Source organism: Streptomyces sp. NPDC102402 (assembly GCF_044765765.1).
Lineage (GTDB): Bacteria > Actinomycetota > Actinomycetes > Streptomycetales > Streptomycetaceae > Streptomyces.
In genome coordinates this window covers 862,947-879,906 of record NZ_JBIWKR010000003.1, presented here as the reverse complement: position 1 = coordinate 879,906, position 16,960 = coordinate 862,947, and the positions used below count along the sequence as shown (strand labels likewise).

Below are 16,960 nucleotides of genomic sequence, written 5' to 3'. Positions count from 1 at the left end.
TGTTCCCTTCATGCTCGCACACCACCCGCGTGAGGGGATGCGTCACATCGACGCTATCGGCATCGTCAAGCTGACGTGAAGCGGTTATGATAGATAACGTCAATTCGACGAAAAGGCTTTTCGCGGAAAAGAAAGGGTGCGTGTCGTGACCACCGCCCAGCCCCTGGATGTCCAGCCGACACCCCTCGCCCTGCTGCTGCTCGGCCGCGAGGCCGACCCGCGGAGCGAGCGCGGGGTCGAATGCCCCGGTGACCTGCCCTCGCCGTCCGACCCGGACCTGGTGGAGCGGGCCCGTGCGGCCAAGGAGAAGCTCGGGGACAAGGTCTTCGTGCTCGGCCACCACTACCAGCGCGACGAGGTCATCCAGTTCGCGGACGTCACCGGCGACTCGTTCAAGCTCGCCCGGGACGCGGCGGCACGGCCGGAGGCGGAGTACATCGTCTTCTGCGGTGTGCACTTCATGGCGGAGTCCGCGGACATCCTGACCGGTGACGAGCAGAAGGTCGTCCTGCCGGACCTGGCCGCCGGCTGCTCCATGGCCGACATGGCCACCGCGGAGCAGGTCGCCGAGTGCTGGGACGTGCTGACGGAGGCGGGGGTCGCCGACCAGGTCGTGCCGGTCTCGTACATGAACTCCTCCGCCGACATCAAGGCCTTCACCGGCAGGCACGGTGGCACGATCTGCACCTCGTCCAACGCGAAGAGGGCCCTGGAGTGGGCCTTCGAGCAGGGCGAGAAGGTGCTCTTCCTCCCGGACCAGCACCTGGGCCGGAACACGGCCGTGCGGGACATGGGCATGAGCCTGGAGGACTGCGTCCTCTACAACCCGCACAAGCCGAACGGCGGCCTCACCGCCGAGCAGCTGCGCGACGCGAAGATGATCCTGTGGCGCGGGCACTGCTCGGTGCACGGGCGCTTCTCGGTGGAGTCCGTCGAGGACGTACGGGCGCGGATCCCCGGCGTCAACGTGCTGGTGCACCCGGAGTGCAAGCACGAGGTCGTAACGGCCGCGGACCAGGTGGGCTCGACGGAGTACATCATCAAGGCTCTGGAGGCGGCTCCGGCCGGCTCGAAGTGGGCGATCGGCACGGAGCTGAACCTGGTGCGCCGGCTGGCGAACCGTTTCGCCGCTGAGGACAAGGAGATCGTCTTCCTCGACAAGACGGTCTGCTTCTGCTCGACGATGAACCGGATCGACCTGCCGCACCTGGTGTGGACGCTGGAGTCGCTGGCGGAGGGGAACCTCGTCAACCGGATCCAGGTCGACCCGGAGACGGAGAAGTACGCGAAGCTGGCGCTGGAGCGGATGCTGGCACTGCCGTAGCGCGCCGCCTGCCTCCGCCCGGACCGTCCGCGCGTACGAGAAGGGCCCCGGCGCCGTCCCTGTGGACGGCGCCGGGGCCCTTCCGGCTGTCGGGGCTTCCCCCTCTGTCAGGCCTTCGCGGGCTCCGGGGCCTCGGCGGTGACTTCCTCCGCCGTCCCCGGGTCCGCGGCGCCGGACCGCGCGTCGCGCTTGGCCGCCTTCTTCTTCGCGCGGCGCTCCTTGCGGAGCTCGACCATCGCGTAGAGCGTCGGCACCAGGAGCAGGGTCAGCAGCGTGGAGGTGATCAGACCGCCGATCACCACGACCGCCAGCGGCTGGGAGATGAAGCCGCCCTCACCGGTGACGCCGAGCGCCATCGGGAGCAGGGCGAAGATCGTCGCCAGTGCCGTCATCAGGATCGGGCGGAGGCGGTGGCGCCCGCCCTCGATCACGGCTTCGACGACGCCCATGCCCTGCGACCTGTACTGGTTGATCAGGTCGATCAGAACGATCGCGTTGGTCACCACGATGCCGATCAGCATCAGCATGCCGATCATCGCCGGGACGCCCATCGGGGTACCGGTGAGGACCAGGAGGCCGATGGCGCCGGTCGCCGCGAAGGGGATGGAGACCAGCAGGATCAGCGGCTGGACGAGCGACCTGAAGGTGGCGACCAGCAGCATGAAGACGATCGCGATCGCCGCCAACATGGCCAGGCCCAGCTTCATGAAGGCGTCGTTCTGGTCCTCGGAGACACCGCCGATGGTCGCGGTGGCGCCGTCCGGGAGGTCCAGGGCGTCGATCTTCGTCTGGAGCGAGGCGGTGACCGCGCCCGTGTTGTCGCCGGTCGGCTTGGCGGTGATCGTCGCCGCGCGCTGACCATCGATCCGGGTCATCGAGACCGGGCCGGGGACCAGCTTCACGTCGGCGATCTGACCGAGCTTCACCGGGCCCAGCTGAAGCGCCTTCAGCTCGGCCGTCGTGGTGGCCGGCGAGGCCGGCTTCACCAGGACGTCACGCTCGGTGTCGTCCATGATCGCCGAGCCGGAGGGGGTGCCCCGCACCGCGCCGGCGACCGCCGCGCCGAGCGTGGCCTCGTTGAACCCGGCGTCGGCCGCCTTGTCGTTGGCCTTGACCGAGATGCGCGGCACGCTCTGCGCCAGGTCGCTCTGGACGTCGGTGACGTCCTTGAGCTTCGCGACCTCGCCCTGCACCGCTGCGGACGCCTTCTTCAGGACGTCCGCGTCGGCGGCCTTGACCACGACGCTGAGGTCCTGGCTGGCGAAGCCGTCGCCGGCGGCGATCGTGGTGTCGCCGATGCCGTCGAGCTTGCCGAGGGCCTCGTCGATCCGGTCCTGGGTGGCGTCGAAGTCCGCCGAGTCCTTGAGGGTGACCTGGTAGGAGGCCTGGTTGGCCCCGGTACCGCCCCCGAAGGCCGCCATGAAGCCGGACGAGCCGACGGTGACCTGGTAGTCCTCCACGCCCTTGTCCGCGGCGAGGACCTTCTCGACCTTCCGCGCGGCCTCGTCGGCGGCGGCCAGGCTCGTGCCGGGGGTCAGCTCCTGCTTGACGGAGAGGACCTCCTGCTCGCCCTGGTCGAAGAAGTTCGTCTTCAGCAGCGGGGCCATGCCGAACGTGCCGAACAGGACCACGAACGCGAGGACGATGCTGGTGATACGGCGCCGGGTCGCGAAGCGCAGCACCGGGACGTAGATCCGCTGGAGCCGGCTCGCGGCTTCCTTCTCCTCGGCCTTGCGGCGCGCCTCGTCCGGGTCGGCCGCGGTGCCCTTGGGGGCCCGCAGGAACCAGAACGAGAGGACCGGGACCACGGTCAGCGAGACCAGCAGGGAGGCCAGCAGGGCCGCCGTGACCGTGAGGGAGAACGAACCGAAGAGCTGGCCGACCATGCCGCCGACCAGACCGATGGGCAGGAAGACCGCGACGGTGGTGAGTGTGGACGAGGTGACCGCGCCGGCCACCTCCTTGACCGCGGTGATGATCGCCGCCTGGCGCTCCTCGCCGTAGCCGAGGTGGCGCTTGATGTTCTCCAGCACGACGATCGAGTCGTCGACGACGCGGCCGATCGCGATGGTCAGCGCGCCGAGGGTGAGCATGTTCAGCGACAGGTCACGGGTCCAGAGCACGATCAGCGCGAGGACCACGGAGAGCGGGATGGAGACCGCGGTGACCAGGGTCGAACGGATCGACGCGAGGAACACCAGGATCACGACGACCGCGAAGAGCAGACCGAGCGCGCCTTCGGTGGTCAGACCGGAGATCGCCTTGGAGACGGCGGGTCCCTGGTCGGAGACGACGGTCAGCTCGGCGCCCGCGCCGAGGTCCTTGCGCAGGTCGGGGAGCTTGTCCTGGACCGCGTCCGAGATGGCGACGGCGCTGCCGTCCTTGTCCATCGTCGCCATGACGGCGAGGCTCGGCTCGCCGTTCGTGCGGGTGATGGAGACCGCGGCGGCGGGCTCCTGCTTCACCGTGGCGATGTCACCGACGCGGACCGGCTTCCCGGACTTCCCGGTGGCCGGGTTCGCCGCGGAGACCTTGAGGTCCTCGATCTGCCGGAGCGAGGTGAAGGAGCCGCCCACCTGGATGGTGCGGCTCTTGCCCGCCTCGGAGAAGGAGCCGGCCGGGACCGTGGCGCCGCCGGCCTTGAGCGCCTCGGCCAGCGACGCGGCGTTCAGGCCGGCGGCGGCGAGCTTCTTGTCGTCGGGGACGACGGAGACCTGGAGCTCCTGGACGCCGTCGACCGCGACCTGGCCGACGCCGTCGATGTCCTCGAGCGCCGGAACGACCGTACGGTCCAGCTGGTCGGCGAGGGCCTGCTGGTCCTTGTCGGAGGTGACGGCGAGGACGACGGTCGGGATGTCGTCCGTCGAACCGGCGATGACCTGCGGGTCCACGTCCTCGGGCAGCTGGATGCGGGCGCGGTTCACCGCCTGCTGGATGTCGGCGACGAGCTGCTTCGTGCCCTCGTCGCCGAAGTCGAAGGTCGCCATGACGACGGCGTTGCCCTCGCTGGCGGTCGAGGTGACTCCCTCGACACCGTCGACGGCCTTGATGGCGTTCTCGAGAGGTTCGACGACCTGCTTCTCGACCACATCGGGGGACGCGCCCTGATAGGGGGCCAGCACCGACACCATCGGGAGCTCGATGGTGGGCAGCAGCTGCTGCTTGAGCTGCGGGATCGCAATCGCTCCGAATACGAGCGCGACGATCGAGATCAGCCCGATCAGCGCCCTCTGTGCGAGGCTGAATCTGGACAGCCAGGACATGGGTGGGTCTCTCTTCTGTGGCGTACGCGGCAGGTGGGTGGCTGTTCGGCGACCGCCGGTCCGGCGATCGCGGGGGACACAGTCCGCCCGTCTATACGATCGCCGGTTCCGTGAGCGAAAGCGTCGGCCCCCGGGTTGCCTTTTTATCCCGCGCATACCGCAGCTGGAGTAGCCGGGTCTCCACCCGTCACTCCACCCGGGGACGGACCAGGCCCGATTCGTACGCAATGACCACCAATTGGGCCCGGTCCCGCGCGCCCAGCTTCGCCATGGCCCGGTTGACATGGGTCTTCACGGTGAGGGGGCTGACCACGAGCCGGTCGGCGATCTGGTCGTTGGAGTGCCCGCCCGCGACCTGGACGAGCACCTCGCGCTCGCGCCCGGTGAGCGCGGCGAGCCGCTGGGAGTACCCGGCTCCGTCGAGGCCCTCGCCACCGCTGCCGCCCTGGGCGAGGAAGGTGGCGATGAGGCCCTTGGTGGCGACCGGGGAGAGCAGCGCCTCACCGGCCGCGGCGACCCGGATGGCGTTGAGCAGCTCGTCCGGTTCCGCGCCCTTGCCCAGGAACCCGGAGGCTCCCGCGCGCAGGGACTGCACGACGTACTCGTCGACCTCGAAGGTGGTGAGCATGACGATCCGGACCCCCGCGAGGTCCGGGTCAGCGCTGATCATCCGCGTCGCGGCGAGCCCGTCGGTGCCCGGCATCCTGATGTCCATCAGCACGACGTCGGCGCGGGTCGAGCGGGCCATCGCCACGGCCTGTTCCCCGTCGGCGGCCTCGCCGACGACCTCCATGTCGGGCTCGGAGTCGACCAGCACCCGGAACGCGCTGCGCAGCAGCGCCTGGTCGTCGGCGAGCAGCACCTTGATGGGCGTCACGCACGTCCCTCCGTCATCGTCCCCGTCGTCCCCGGCCGCTCCGGCGCCCGGGTGCGGGACGTGACGGGCAGGATCGCATGGACCCGGAATCCTCCACCGTAGCGGGGACCCGCGGTGAGGGTGCCGCCGAGGGCGGTGACCCGCTCGCGCATGCCCAGCAGGCCGTGTCCGCCCCCGTCCGCCTGAGCGGGCGGCAGATGCGCTCCCGTGCCGTTGTCGAGCACGGTGATCTCCGCGGTCTCCCCGACCCGTACGACGCTCACCTCGGCTTTCACACCGGTGCCCGCGTGCTTGCGCACGTTGGTCAGGGCCTCCTGGATGATCCGGTAGGCCGCGAGGTCCACCGCCGCGGGCAGCGGGCTGTCCGGGTCGGTGCAGGCCACCTCCACGGGGAGCCCGGCGTTGCGGAAGGTGCCGAGCAGGGTGCCGAGGACGGCGAGCCCCGGGGCGGGCTCGGTGGGTGCCTCGGGGTCGCCGGACTGGCGCAGCAGCCCGACCGTGGCGCGCAGCTCGTTGAGCGCGGAGCGGCTGGCCTCCCGTACGTGGGCAAGCGCCTCCTTCGCCTGGTCGGGGCGCTTGTCCATGACGTGGGCCGCGACTCCGGCCTGGACGTTGACCAGGGCGATGTGGTGGGCGACGACGTCGTGCAGGTCCCGGGCGATCCTCAGCCGTTCCTCGGCGACCCTCCGGCGGGCCTCCTCGTCGCGGGAGCGCTCCGCGCGTTCGGCCCGTTCCCTGATCGCGTCGATGAACGCGCGCCTGCTGCGGACCGCGTCGCCGGCGGCACCGGCCAGGCCGGTCCAGGCGAGGACGCCCAGGTTCTCCTGGCTGTACCAGGGCGTCGTACCGGCCGCCATCGCGGACACGGCCAGCCCGCCCATGGTGAGCAGGCCGACGCGCCAGGTGGTGGGACGGTCGGTGCTGGCCGCGACGGTGAAGAGCGCGATGACCGCGCTCATGACGACGGGGGCGGGCGGGTCCATGAGGACGAACTCGACGACGGACAGGAGTCCGGTCACTCCGAGGACCGCCATGGGACTGCGCCGCCGCTGGACGAGTGCTCCGGCGCCGAGCACCATCAGCAGCACGCTCGACGGCTCGGGCACGCGCGCGCCGAAGACGGGGCCGTGGCCCGGTTCGGGCTCGGCGAACGACGCGCAGATCATGCAGGCGAGCACGGCGAGGGCCAGGCCGCCGTCGAAGGCGAGGGGATGGCCGCGCAGCCAGCGGCGGGCGCGTACGAGCCCGGTTCCGAGGGTGGTCACGTCGTACCACGGTACGGCGTGCCGTCGCGGGGCCGGTCCGTCCGGCCTCCGGCCCACGTCACGGCACGGTGCCCCGCGCCGGACGGACCGGGGCGGGGCACGGTGGGGAGTGCGGGGCGGGCGGGCCCGGTCAGCCGGGGATGAGCCCGTCGTCGCGGAGCATGGAACGCACCTCTTCGAGGGTGGCGCCGGGCGCCGGCAGGATCAGTTCGGACGGCTCCAGGGAGTCGTCGGGGAGCGGCGAGCCGAGCTCGCGCACCTTGTCCAGCAGCGCGTGGAGCGTGGTGCGGAAGCCGGGTCCGTCACCGCTCTCCATCTCCGCGAGGAGTATGTCGTCGAGCTCGTTCAGCTCGGCGACATGACTGTCGGCCAGGCTGACCTGGCCCTCCCCCATGATCCGTACGATCATGACGCCGCCCTCACTGCTTGTCGAACTTGTGCGGTGACTGCTGCGACTGCGGTGCCGCGTCCTCGGCGCCGCCCTCGATGGCCTGCTGCTGCCCGGCGGATCCGCCGGCCAGCTCGGCCTTCATGCGCTGCAGTTCCAGTTCTACATCCGTACCACCGGAGATCCGGTCCAGCTCGGCGGCGATGTCGTCCTTCGCCGTACCGGACGGGTCGTCGAGAGCACCGGAGGCCAGCAGCTCGTCGATGGCCCCCGCGCGGGCCTGCAGCTGCTGGGTCTTGTCCTCGGCCCGCTGGATGGCGAGGCCGACGTCGCCCATCTCCTCGGAGATGCCGGAGAACGCCTCACCGATCCGGGTCTGGGCCTGGGCCGCCGTGTAGGTGGCCTTGATGGTCTCCTTCTTCGTGCGGAAGGCGTCCACCTTGGCCTGCAGCCGCTGGGCCGCGAGGGTGAGCTTCTCCTCCTCGCCCTGCAGCGTCCGGTGCTGCGTCTCCAGGTCGCTGACCTGCTGCTGGAGGGCGGCACGCCTGGACAGCGCCTCACGGGCCAGGTCCTCACGGCCGAGGGCGAGCGCCTTGCGGCCCTGGTCCTCCAGCTTGGACGACTGCCCCTGCAGCTGGTTCAGCTGCAGCTCCAGCCGCTTGCGCGAGGTCGCCACATCGGCGACACCGCGGCGCACCTTCTGGAGCAGCTCGAGCTGCTTCTGGTACGAGTAATCGAGGGTCTCGCGCGGATCCTCGGCCCGGTCAAGGGCCTTGTTTGCCTTCGCGCGGAAGATCATCCCCATACGCTTCATGACACCGCTCATGGGCTTCGCGCGCCCCCTTCTGACTCAACTGAGCTCCAGCACTCCAACAGAACCCACAGTACGGGCCCTGTCTCCATTACCGCACTGTTCGAGCGCGGATGTGCTCCTCCGCAAGGACGACTGCCGTGGGCGACCGCTCCCGCCCAGGGAGTAGAGGAACCTCGGGGATCACGTCGGCAACGTCCGTTCTGCCCCTGTCGGGACACTTTTCAGGACGCAGGCCGTTGCCGGATCGTTCCCGGCCGGTCCCCGGTACTCCCGGGCGACCCCGTACCCTTGGGTTTTGTGTTCCGTAGCCGTTCCAAGGAAGAGAAGGCCCCCACCGGCAAGGTGACGGCGGACCTCTCCAAGCAGCCCCGCGACCCTCAGGCTCCCAAAGGTCGCCCCACCCCCAAGCGCAGCGATGCCCAGACGCAGCGCCGGCGAGCCTCCAGCGGCACGCCGACCGATCGCAAGGAGGCCGCGAAGCGCCAGCGCGAAGCCCGCCGGGCGGACATGGCCCGGCAGCGGGAGGCGCTCGCGTCGGGCGACGAGCGCTATCTGCCGGCACGTGACAAGGGGCCCGTACGGCGCTTCGTCCGTGACTTCGTGGACTCGCGCTTCTGCATCGCGGAGTACTTCCTTCCGCTCGCGGTGGTCATCCTGATCCTCAGCGTGATCCAGGTCCAGAACATCCAGAACATCTCGCTGCTGCTCTGGCTCGGGGTGATCGTGCTGATCGTCGTCGACTCCATCGGCCTCGCGTTCCGTCTCAAGAAGCAGCTGGCACAGCGCTTCCCGGACACCCCGAAGCGCGGCGCCGTGGCCTACGGCCTGATGCGTACGCTCCAGATGCGGCGTCTGCGTCTGCCCAAGCCTCAGGTCAAGCGGGGAGAGCGGCCCTGAGCACGGAGACCTCCGGCTTCACGGGGGTGTCCTCCCAGTGGCTGGGCGGGCTCGGCGGACTGCGCAACACGGTCCGCCAGGAGCTCGTCGCCCGGCAGCTCGACGAGCAGATAGCCGGGCGCTTCCCCGTGGGGCAGCGGCTGCGGGTCCTCGACGTCGGCATGGGCCAGGGCACGCAGGCACTGCGCCTGGCCCGGGCCGGCCACTCCGTGACGGGCCTGGAGTCCGACGCCGAGATGCTCCGGTCGGCCAGGGAGTCCCTGGCGGGCGAGCCCGAGGGCATCCGGGAGCGGGTGCGGCTCATCGAGGGCGACGGCCGTGACACCGGGGTGCACTTCCTGCCGGGCAGCTTCGACGTGGTCCTCTGCCACGGCGTGCTGATGTACGTCTCCGAGCCTGATCCCCTGCTGGCCGGCCTGGCCCGGATGCTGGCGCCGGGCGGGCTGCTCTCGCTGCTCGTGCGGAACGCGGACGCCCTGGCGATGCGCCCGGGAGCGGCGGGCGACTTCGCCGGCGCCCTCGCGGCCTTCGACACGGACACGTACACGAACAGGCTCGGCCTCGACGTCCGGGCGGACCGGCTCGAGGTACTGCGGGCCACCCTCGCCGGGATCGCCGCCCCGCTGCACGCCTGGTACGGCGTGCGGGTCTTCACGGACAACGTGGGCAACGAGGCGGAACTCCCCGGTCCCGAGGAGCTGGCGCGGGTGTTCGCCGCCGAGGACCGCGCGGGGCGGACCGATCCGTACCGCGGGGTGGCGGCGCTGCTGCACCTGTGCGGGGTACGCGGCTGACCGGGCCTGCGCCGTACGCCTGATCGGCCCAGCAGCACAGGCCGCCCACGGCGGGCCCTGGCGATACTCCGGGAATGGACGCAACCCCTTCCCGCAGCCGGGTACGACGCTCCCTCACGCCCCTGGCCGCCGGCGCCTGCGCGATCGCGCTGGCGGGCGGCTGCACCGGCCCCGGGCCGGCCCCCGCCGCCGCCCCGGCCCAGGAGGCCGCGGCGGTCCGGGACGTGGGCGATCTCGAGGATCAGTACCGGAGCGTCATCAAGGACGTCCTGCCCTCCGTCGTGCAGATCGGCGCCGGGGACGGGCTCGGCTCGGGCATCGTCTACGACGGCAAGGGCCACATCGTGACGAACGCCCACGTCGTGGGCGACACGAAGACCTTCGACGTCACCGTCGCCACCGGCGAGAAGGTGCTCAAGGCATCCCTGGTCTCCGCCTATCCGGAGCAGGACCTCGCCGTCATCAAGCTCGACGACGCCCCCGACGGGCTGCGGGCCGCGGAGTTCGGGGACACCGACGAGGTCGAGGTGGGGCAGATCGTCCTGGCCATGGGCTCCCCCCTCGGCCTGTCCAGCAGCGTCACCCAGGGCATCGTCTCGGCCGTGGGCAGGACCGTGAGCGAGAGCCGCTCGGGCGGCGGGACCGGGGCGACGCTCGCCGACATGGTGCAGACATCGGCGGCGATCAACCCCGGAAACAGCGGCGGTGCCCTGGTGAATCTCGACAGCGAGGTGATCGGCATCCCGACGCTCGCGGCGACGGACCCCCAGCTGGGGGACAGCGCGGCACCGGGGATCGGGTTCGCCATCCCCGTCTCGATGGTGCGGACGGTCGCCGACCAGATCATCGAGTCCGGGAAGGTCACCGACTCGGGCCGGGCGGCGCTGGACATCACGGGCCGCACCGTCGTCGACGACGCCTACAAGCCGGCCGGGGTCGCCGTCGTCACCACCCTGAAGGGCGGCGCCGCCGAGAAGGCGGGCCTGCGCGCCGGGGACATCATCACCCGCATCGGTGACACCCGGGTCACGACGATCACCTCGCTCTCGGAGGCACTGGCGGGCGACAGGCCGGGCGAGAAGGTCTCGGTGACGTACACACGGGGGAAGGCGTCGAGGACCGCCGAAGTCACCCTGGGCGAGATCTGAGAGCGGGCCGGCACCGCCGCCGCGCGGCCCGCCCGGACGCCTGGGTCCGGGCGGGCGCGCCGGCCTCAGTCGGCCTGGAGGCTCATCGGACCGTAGATCTTCGTCGCGTCCTCGAAGAGCGTCACCTGGTCCGCGCCGCCCTCGAGGAGCTCCTTCCAGAACTCACCGATCCAGGACTCAGCGTCGCCCTGAGTCGTGAACTCCTCCGGCTGCAGCGCCGGCTCCGTCTCCGTACCGTCGGACTTCTCGAACCGCCACGTCCACGCCATGTCCGCCTCCTGGGTCACGTTGCTCCCCGAAGACTAGTGGGTGTCCCGGGCGCGCAGGTGGTTCATGGACACGGGAGGATCGGCACGTGGAACTGACACTGCTCGGCACCGGAGCCCCCGACGGGCTGCCGCGGCCCGAATGCCCCTGCGCCGCCTGCGCGGCCTCCCGCGGTACGGGGGCCCGGGCGGCGACCGCGCTGCTCGTGGACGACGCCCTGCTCCTGGACCTGACCCCGGGCGCCGTGTTCGCCGCCGCCCGCGCGGGCCGCTCGCTCGCCGCCGTCCGGCAGGTGCTGCTGACCCATCCTCACGACGGGCCCGCCATGGAGCTGCCCGCCTCGCTCCCGGCGGCGAGCCGCGTCCCCGACGGCCAGGAGCTGACGCTGATCAGCGGACACCGGATCCGGGCCCTGGCCATGGACGCGCCGGGCACCGGCTACGAGGTGACCTCGCCGGAGGGCGAGCGCCTGCTCTACCTGCCGCCCGGGGCCTCCCCCGCGGGTCTCGCCGACCCGGTGGCGGAGCCGTACGACATGGTCGTGGGCGATGTCGTCGCGCGGCCGGACGCGGTGGCCAGACTGCGTGCGGCCGGGGCCGTAGGGCCCACCACCGAGGTGATCGCCGTCCATCTGGACCACGACGCCCCGACGGGCGCCGAGCTGGACCGCCGGCTCGCGGCCGGTGGCGCGCGGGCCGTGCCGGACGGGACGACCCTGCCGGTGGGCGCCTACCACGCCGTCCCGGAGGCGCCCCGGCGCACGCTGGTCACGGGCGGCGCGCGGTCGGGGAAGTCGGTGGAGGCCGAACGGCGTCTGGAGACCTTTCCCGAGGTGGTGTACGTGGCGACGGGCGGCCGCCGTGAGGGTGACGCGGAGTGGGACGCCCGGATCGGGGCGCACCGGGAGCGCAGACCTGCCGCCTGGCGCACCGAGGAGACCTGCGAGCTGGCGGGACTGCTGGAGCAGGACGGCCCGCCGCTGCTCATCGACTGCCTGTCCCTGTGGCTGACGGACGCGATGGACCGGGTCGACGCCTGGGACGACGGCCGGTGGGAGGACGGCGGGGAGGAGAAGCTGCGCGAACGGGTGTCCGAGCTGGTCCGAGCGGTGCGCGGGACACGGCGTACGGTCGTCGCCGTGACCAACGAGACGGGCTCGGGCGTGGTCCCGGCGACGGTGTCCGGGCGGCGCTTCCGGGACGAACTGGGACGTCTGAACGCGGCGTTCGCCGCCGAGTGCGAGCAGGTGCTGCTGGTGGTCGCGGGCCAGGCCCTGGTACTGCGGGGCTGAGGCCCGGTCACGTGCGGGGCCGGGGGTGCGGGAGGCGGTGCCGGGTACTGTTCCGCAGAGGAACCCCCCGGCGGGTTCCGGCCCACACAGCGCCGACCCGCGAGGCAGACCCCCGTGAATCTGGACGACTTCTCCGACCTGATCGAGCGCCCCGACGGGGGCGTACGGCGTGATGCCGAGGAACGCCGGGAGCGGCTCGCCGTCCCCGTCGGCGCGCTCGGCCGGCTCGACGAGCTGGGTGAATGGCTGTCGGCCGCCCAGCAGTCGGTCCCGGTCAAGGCGGTCGGCCAGCCGCGTGTGGTGCTGTTCGCGGGCGACCACGGGGTGGCGGAGCTGGAGGTCTCAGGCCGGGCCGCCGGGACCGCGCACGAGCTCGTCCGGGCGGTGCTGGACGGTGCGAGCCCCGTCGCCGTGCTGGCCCGCCGTTTCTCCGTCCCCGTACGGATCGTGGACGCCGGGCTGGACTGCGACCCCGGGCTGCTGCCCGAAGCGGTCGTACGCGACCGGGTGCGGCGCGGCAGCGGCCGGATCGACGTCGAGGACGCGCTGACGGCCGAGGAGGCCGAGCAGGCCGTGCGGCTCGGGATGCGCATCGCCGACGAGGAGGCCGACTCCGGCACGGACCTCGTGGTGCTGGGTGATCTGAGCGTCGGCGGCACGACGGCGGCCTCGACCCTGATCGCGGCCCTCTGCGGCACGGACGCCTCGGTGGTGACCGGGCGGGGCGGTGCCGGGATCGACGATCTGGCGTGGATGCGCAAGTGTGCGGCGATCCGGGACGCGCTGCGGCGGGCCCGGCCGGTCCTCGGCGACCAGCTGGAGCTGCTGGCCGCGGTGGGCGGTGCGGATCTGGCCGCGACGACCGGGTTCCTGCTGCAGAGCGCGGTGCGCCGGATGCCCGTGGTGCTGGACGGCGTGGTCTCGGCGGCGTGTGCGCTGGTGGCCCAGCGGGCGGCCTTCCGGGCGCCGGACTGGTGGCTGGCGGGACAGCTCAGCGGGGAGCCGGCACAGGTGAAGGCCCTGGACCGGATGGCACTGACGCCACTGCTGGACCACGGGGTGACGGTGGGTGAGGGAAGCGGCGCCCTGCTGGCGCTGCCGCTCGTCCAGGCCGCCGCGGCACTGGCGGCGGAGCTCCCGGAGCGTGTGCGGGAGCCGGCCGGCGAGGAGGCCGGAGAGGAGTCCTCGGGCACCGTGGAACCCGCGGAGTCGACCGCCTGAGCGTCTCAGGGCCCCCGGTCGGGCCCGGGCGGCAGCGGGGCCCTGTCAGGGGCCCCGCCGATCAGGTCCTGGAAGCGGCGCCGGGGCCCCACCCAGCGGACGTCGTGGTGATACGCCCTCAGCACCGCCCTGGCGCGGGCCCGGTGGCGCCGGCGGTAGAAGCGCCTCGCCCACAGCGACGCGGGACGGGCCAGCCGGACCGCGCCGATCAGCGCGACGAACGGGACGAGGGTCCCGAGGACCGCCATCCGGGCCTTGCCCTTGAACAGACTGATCAGCACCAGGCCGAAGTTGAAGACGTAGGTCAGCGTGACGCCCAGCCTGTTCTGCTGCTGCTCCCCGGTCAGCTCGTCCACGCCGAGCGGCGAGAAGCCCGCGAGCACGAGCAGGACGAGTGAGGCCGTGAGGACGACGACCTCGACGCTCTGGCGGCCCTCCTCCGTCCAGTACACGTCGTCGAGGTGGAGGATCAGCGCGAACTCGTCGAGGACCAGGCCGGCCCCCACCCCGAAGACCACCGCGAGGATCCCCGCGGCGACGCCCTGCTGGCCGCTCGCCACCGCACCGAACCCGCCGACCACCGAGAGCACGACGCCGGGCACGACGTGGTGGACGTGCACACCGCCCGGCGTGACGTTGCGGAACGGCCCCTTCCCCGCCCTGATCATCCGGGTGATCATCCGGGTGACGGCGAAGGTCAGCACGAAGGCGCTGAGGGCCAGCAGCAGCGGGAGCTTGCCCGGCTCGACGATGTTCTGCTGGAACCAGTGACCCATGCCACCTCCATCCGAGGACCCACCTATGCGGCTTTTGGGTAACTTTGCCCAATCTAGCGCGCCACCGCACCGGCTAGCGTGCGCGCGGTGACCTCCCTGAACAGCCACGGGCTGCGTTTCGCCTTCGGCACCCTGACCGCGCTCCCCGTTCGCGTCTCCCGCTGGGACCGCGGCGCCGCCCGCGCGGGCATGCTGTGCGCACCGGTCGCCGGACTGGCCGTGGGACTGCTCGCGGCCGTCCCCGGGGTGCTGCTCCTGCTGGCCGGGGCGGGTCCCCTGCTGTCCGCGGTGGCCTCCGCCGCGCTCCCCGCCGCACTGACCCGGGGGCTGCATCTGGACGGGCTCGCGGACACCGCCGACGGGCTCGGCAGCGCGAAGCCCGCCGAGGACGCGCTGCGGATCATGAAGCAGTCGGACATCGGCCCGTTCGGTGTGATCACCCTGGTGCTGGTCCTGCTGGCCCAGGTCGCGGCGCTCTTCGAGCTGTACGGCCAGGGCTGGGCCGAAGGGGCCCTGGGCACGGTCACCGCCGCCGTCACCGCCCGTCTCGCCCTCACCCTGGCCTCGCGCAGGGGCGTCCCGCCCGCCCGGCCGGAAGGGCTCGGCGCGGTGGTGGCGGGCACCGTCCCTCCCCTGGGAGCGGCGGCCACGGCCTGCGCGGCGGTCACGTGCTGCGCGGCGGCGGGCGCCCTGGCGGGCGGCCACGGCGCCGCCCTGCACCAGGCCGCCGCCGCGCTGGCAGGTGTCGTGGCCGCCCAGTTGATGCTCCGTCACTGCGTACGGCGCTTCGGCGGCGTCACCGGGGACGTCTTCGGGGCACTGGAGGAGACGGCGGCGACGGCGGCCCTGCTGGCCCTGTCGCTGGGCTGACTGCCCCGCCCCCGTGAGCGGGACGCATCGGCGCGCGTAGGCTCATTCCCGGCACAGAGCGGCGGGGCTACGATGCGCCGGGCGCGGTCGGCCCACCCCTCGACCGACACACAACTCAACGGAAGCGAGATTTCACCACCGTGACTGCTCTCACTCTCAGCACCTCAGGTGCGGCGACGCTGCGCGCCGACGCACTCGTCGTCGGCGTCGCCAAGGGCGCTGGGCCCAAGGCGGGGAACCTGGTCGTCGCACCGGGCGCCGAGGCCGTGGACAAGGCGTTCGACGGGAAGCTCGCCACCGTCCTGGAGACCCTGGGCGCCTCCGGTGCCGAGGGCGAAGTGACCAAGCTCCCCTCGCCGTCCGGCCTCAAGGCCCCGGTCGTCATCGCGGTCGGCCTCGGCCCGGTCCCGGCGAAGGACGACGCGTACGACGCCGAGGTGCTCCGCCGGGCCGCGGGCAGCGCCGCGCGTGCGCTGAAGGGTTCGAAGAAGGCCGGTTTCGCGCTGCCGACGGAGTCCGTCGAGGACGCCGGGGCCGTCGCGGAGGGCGCACTGCTCGGTGCGTACGCGTTCACCGCCTACCAGGGCGGCGAGAACAAGCTGGCCCCCAAGGGCGCCAAGAGCCCGGCGAAGCTTCCGCTCGGCGAGGTCGCCCTGCTCGGCGCCAAGCCGCGTGACAAGGCCTTCAAGGCGGCCGCCGAGCGCGCCGTCGCGGTCACCGAGGAGATCAACCGGGCCCGCGACCTGATCAACACCCCGCCGAACGACCTGTACCCCGAGTCCTTCGCCGCCGTGGCCACCGCCGCCGGCAAGGAGCACGGCATCAAGGTGCAGGTCCTGGACGAGAAGGCGCTCGTCAAGGGCGGCTTCGGCGGTCTGCTCGGTGTCGGCCAGGGCTCCACGCACGGCCCGCGCCTGGTCAAGCTCTCCTACACCCACCCCAAGGCGGAGAAGACGCTCGCCCTGGTCGGCAAGGGCATCACCTACGACTCGGGCGGCATCTCGCTCAAGCCGGCCGGGCACAACGAGACGATGAAGTGCGACATGAGCGGCGCCGCCGCCGTGTTCGCCGCCGTCGTCTCGGCCTCGCGCCTCGGCCTCCAGGTCAACGTGACCGGCTGGCTGGCCCTCGCCGAGAACATGCCGTCCGGCAACGCCACCCGCCCCGGCGACGTGCTGCGCATGTACAGCGGCAAGACCGTCGAGGTCCTCAACACCGACGCCGAGGGCCGTCTCGTCCTCGCCGACGCGCTGACCCGCGCCTCCGAGGAGAAGCCCGACGCGATCGTCGACGTGGCGACCCTGACGGGCGCCATGGTCCTCGCCCTCGGCAACCGCACCTTCGGTGTCATGGCCAACGACGACGCCTTCCGTACGTCGATCCACGAGATCGCCGAGGAGGTCGGTGAGGCGTCCTGGCCGATGCCGCTCCCCGCCGACCTGCGCAAGGGCATGGACTCCCCGACCGCCGACATCGCCAACATGGGCGAGCGGATGGGCGGCGGTCTGGTGGCCGGACTGTTCCTGCAGGAGTTCGTGGGCGAGGGCATCGCCTGGGCACACCTGGACATCGCGGGCCCGGCCTTCCACGAGGGCGCCCCGTACGGCTACACGCCCAAGGGCGGCACCGGATCCGCGGTCCGCACCCTGGTGCGGCTGGCGGAGCGCACCGCGGCGGGCGACCTCGGCTGAGTGCCGGAGCCGGCGTCCGCACACGGACCCCGCACACGGACCCGCGCGCGAGGTCCGCTCGCAGCGCCCACGGC

The 16,960-nt window shown here is 72.1% G+C and carries 15 protein-coding genes; 8 read left to right on the top strand and 7 right to left on the bottom strand.

What is annotated here, in order from left to right; translation table 11 throughout:
• The first annotated feature begins 136 nt into the window (after nucleotides 1-136).
• Complete coding sequence (gene nadA / locus ACIRJR_RS13500; RefSeq protein ID WP_403778528.1) at nucleotides 137-1,324, top strand: quinolinate synthase NadA; 1,188 nt, start codon at nucleotides 137-139, stop codon at nucleotides 1,322-1,324.
• Nucleotides 1,325-1,431: 107 nt separating this feature from the next.
• Here nadA and ACIRJR_RS13495 read toward each other — a convergent pair whose 3' ends face one another.
• From ACIRJR_RS13495 to ACIRJR_RS13475, 5 genes are all read right to left on the bottom strand, one after another.
• The gene (locus ACIRJR_RS13495; protein ID WP_403778525.1) at nucleotides 1,432-4,587 is read right to left on the bottom strand and encodes an efflux RND transporter permease subunit; all 3,156 of its coding nucleotides are present in this window, start codon (nucleotides 4,585-4,587) and stop codon (nucleotides 1,432-1,434) included.
• Nucleotides 4,588-4,774: 187 nt separating this feature from the next.
• Nucleotides 4,775-5,464 carry a response regulator gene (locus ACIRJR_RS13490; RefSeq protein ID WP_403778522.1) on the bottom strand — a complete coding sequence of 230 codons (690 nt, stop codon included), beginning with the start codon at nucleotides 5,462-5,464 and terminating at the stop codon, nucleotides 4,775-4,777.
• Complete coding sequence (locus tag ACIRJR_RS13485; protein ID WP_403778519.1) at nucleotides 5,461-6,729, bottom strand: sensor histidine kinase; 1,269 nt, start codon at nucleotides 6,727-6,729, stop codon at nucleotides 5,461-5,463. The genes ACIRJR_RS13490 and ACIRJR_RS13485 overlap by 4 nt, the downstream gene beginning before the upstream one ends.
• Nucleotides 6,730-6,859: 130 nt before the next feature.
• A complete protein-coding gene (locus tag ACIRJR_RS13480) occupies nucleotides 6,860-7,138 on the bottom strand; it encodes a hypothetical protein (protein WP_403778516.1) in 279 nt (92 codons plus the stop codon).
• Nucleotides 7,139-7,148: 10 nt separating this feature from the next.
• On the bottom strand, nucleotides 7,149-7,931 hold the full coding sequence (locus ACIRJR_RS13475) for a PspA/IM30 family protein (RefSeq protein WP_403778514.1): 783 nt from the start codon (nucleotides 7,929-7,931) through the stop codon (nucleotides 7,149-7,151).
• A 297-nt stretch (nucleotides 7,932-8,228) separates the two neighbouring features.
• Here ACIRJR_RS13475 and ACIRJR_RS13470 point away from each other — a divergent pair, with 297 nt between their 5' ends.
• From ACIRJR_RS13470 to ACIRJR_RS13460, 3 genes are all read left to right on the top strand, one after another.
• Nucleotides 8,229-8,828, top strand: a complete 600-nt coding sequence (locus ACIRJR_RS13470; protein WP_403778511.1) for a DUF3043 domain-containing protein — start codon at nucleotides 8,229-8,231, stop codon at nucleotides 8,826-8,828.
• A 26-nt stretch (nucleotides 8,829-8,854) separates the two neighbouring features.
• Nucleotides 8,855-9,622 carry a class I SAM-dependent methyltransferase gene (locus ACIRJR_RS13465; RefSeq protein WP_403778508.1) on the top strand — a complete coding sequence of 256 codons (768 nt, stop codon included), beginning with the start codon at nucleotides 8,855-8,857 and terminating at the stop codon, nucleotides 9,620-9,622.
• A gap of 74 nt (nucleotides 9,623-9,696) precedes the next feature.
• A complete protein-coding gene (locus ACIRJR_RS13460) occupies nucleotides 9,697-10,770 on the top strand; it encodes a S1C family serine protease (protein WP_403778505.1) in 1,074 nt (357 codons plus the stop codon).
• A gap of 65 nt (nucleotides 10,771-10,835) precedes the next feature.
• On the opposite strand, the gene ACIRJR_RS13455 is transcribed toward ACIRJR_RS13460, so the two are convergent.
• On the bottom strand, nucleotides 10,836-11,039 hold the full coding sequence (locus ACIRJR_RS13455) for a hypothetical protein (RefSeq protein WP_099176312.1): 204 nt from the start codon (nucleotides 11,037-11,039) through the stop codon (nucleotides 10,836-10,838).
• An 86-nt stretch (nucleotides 11,040-11,125) separates the two neighbouring features.
• Between ACIRJR_RS13455 and ACIRJR_RS13450 the strand changes: the two genes are divergently transcribed.
• The gene (locus ACIRJR_RS13450) at nucleotides 11,126-12,328 is read left to right on the top strand and encodes a bifunctional adenosylcobinamide kinase/adenosylcobinamide-phosphate guanylyltransferase (RefSeq protein ID WP_403778502.1); all 1,203 of its coding nucleotides are present in this window, start codon (nucleotides 11,126-11,128) and stop codon (nucleotides 12,326-12,328) included.
• 114 nt (nucleotides 12,329-12,442) lie between these two features.
• The gene (cobT, locus tag ACIRJR_RS13445) at nucleotides 12,443-13,549 is read left to right on the top strand and encodes a nicotinate-nucleotide--dimethylbenzimidazole phosphoribosyltransferase (protein WP_403778499.1); all 1,107 of its coding nucleotides are present in this window, start codon (nucleotides 12,443-12,445) and stop codon (nucleotides 13,547-13,549) included.
• A 5-nt stretch (nucleotides 13,550-13,554) separates the two neighbouring features.
• Here cobT and ACIRJR_RS13440 read toward each other — a convergent pair whose 3' ends face one another.
• Nucleotides 13,555-14,325 carry a hypothetical protein gene (locus tag ACIRJR_RS13440; protein ID WP_403778496.1) on the bottom strand — a complete coding sequence of 257 codons (771 nt, stop codon included), beginning with the start codon at nucleotides 14,323-14,325 and terminating at the stop codon, nucleotides 13,555-13,557.
• Nucleotides 14,326-14,412: 87 nt separating this feature from the next.
• On the opposite strand from ACIRJR_RS13440, the gene ACIRJR_RS13435 reads away from it, so the two are divergent.
• Entirely contained in the window at nucleotides 14,413-15,195 is a 783-nt protein-coding gene (locus ACIRJR_RS13435) for an adenosylcobinamide-GDP ribazoletransferase (RefSeq protein WP_403778493.1), read from the top strand.
• A gap of 140 nt (nucleotides 15,196-15,335) precedes the next feature.
• Entirely contained in the window at nucleotides 15,336-16,886 is a 1,551-nt protein-coding gene (locus ACIRJR_RS13430) for a leucyl aminopeptidase (RefSeq protein WP_403778489.1), read from the top strand.
• Nucleotides 16,887-16,960: the final 74 nt, after the last annotated feature.

Coding starts and splice junctions, on each gene's coding strand:
- ACIRJR_RS13455 (WP_099176312.1), bottom strand. CDS start 11,039: ATGGCGTGGACGTGGCGGTTCGAGAAGTCCGACGGTACGGAGACGGAG.
- ACIRJR_RS13495 (WP_403778525.1), bottom strand. CDS start 4,587: ATGTCCTGGCTGTCCAGATTCAGCCTCGCACAGAGGGCGCTGATCGGG.
- ACIRJR_RS13440 (WP_403778496.1), bottom strand. CDS start 14,325: ATGGGTCACTGGTTCCAGCAGAACATCGTCGAGCCGGGCAAGCTCCCG.
- ACIRJR_RS13480 (WP_403778516.1), bottom strand. CDS start 7,138: ATGATCGTACGGATCATGGGGGAGGGCCAGGTCAGCCTGGCCGACAGT.
- ACIRJR_RS13475 (WP_403778514.1), bottom strand. CDS start 7,931: ATGAAGCGTATGGGGATGATCTTCCGCGCGAAGGCAAACAAGGCCCTT.
- ACIRJR_RS13460 (WP_403778505.1), top strand. CDS start 9,697: ATGGACGCAACCCCTTCCCGCAGCCGGGTACGACGCTCCCTCACGCCC.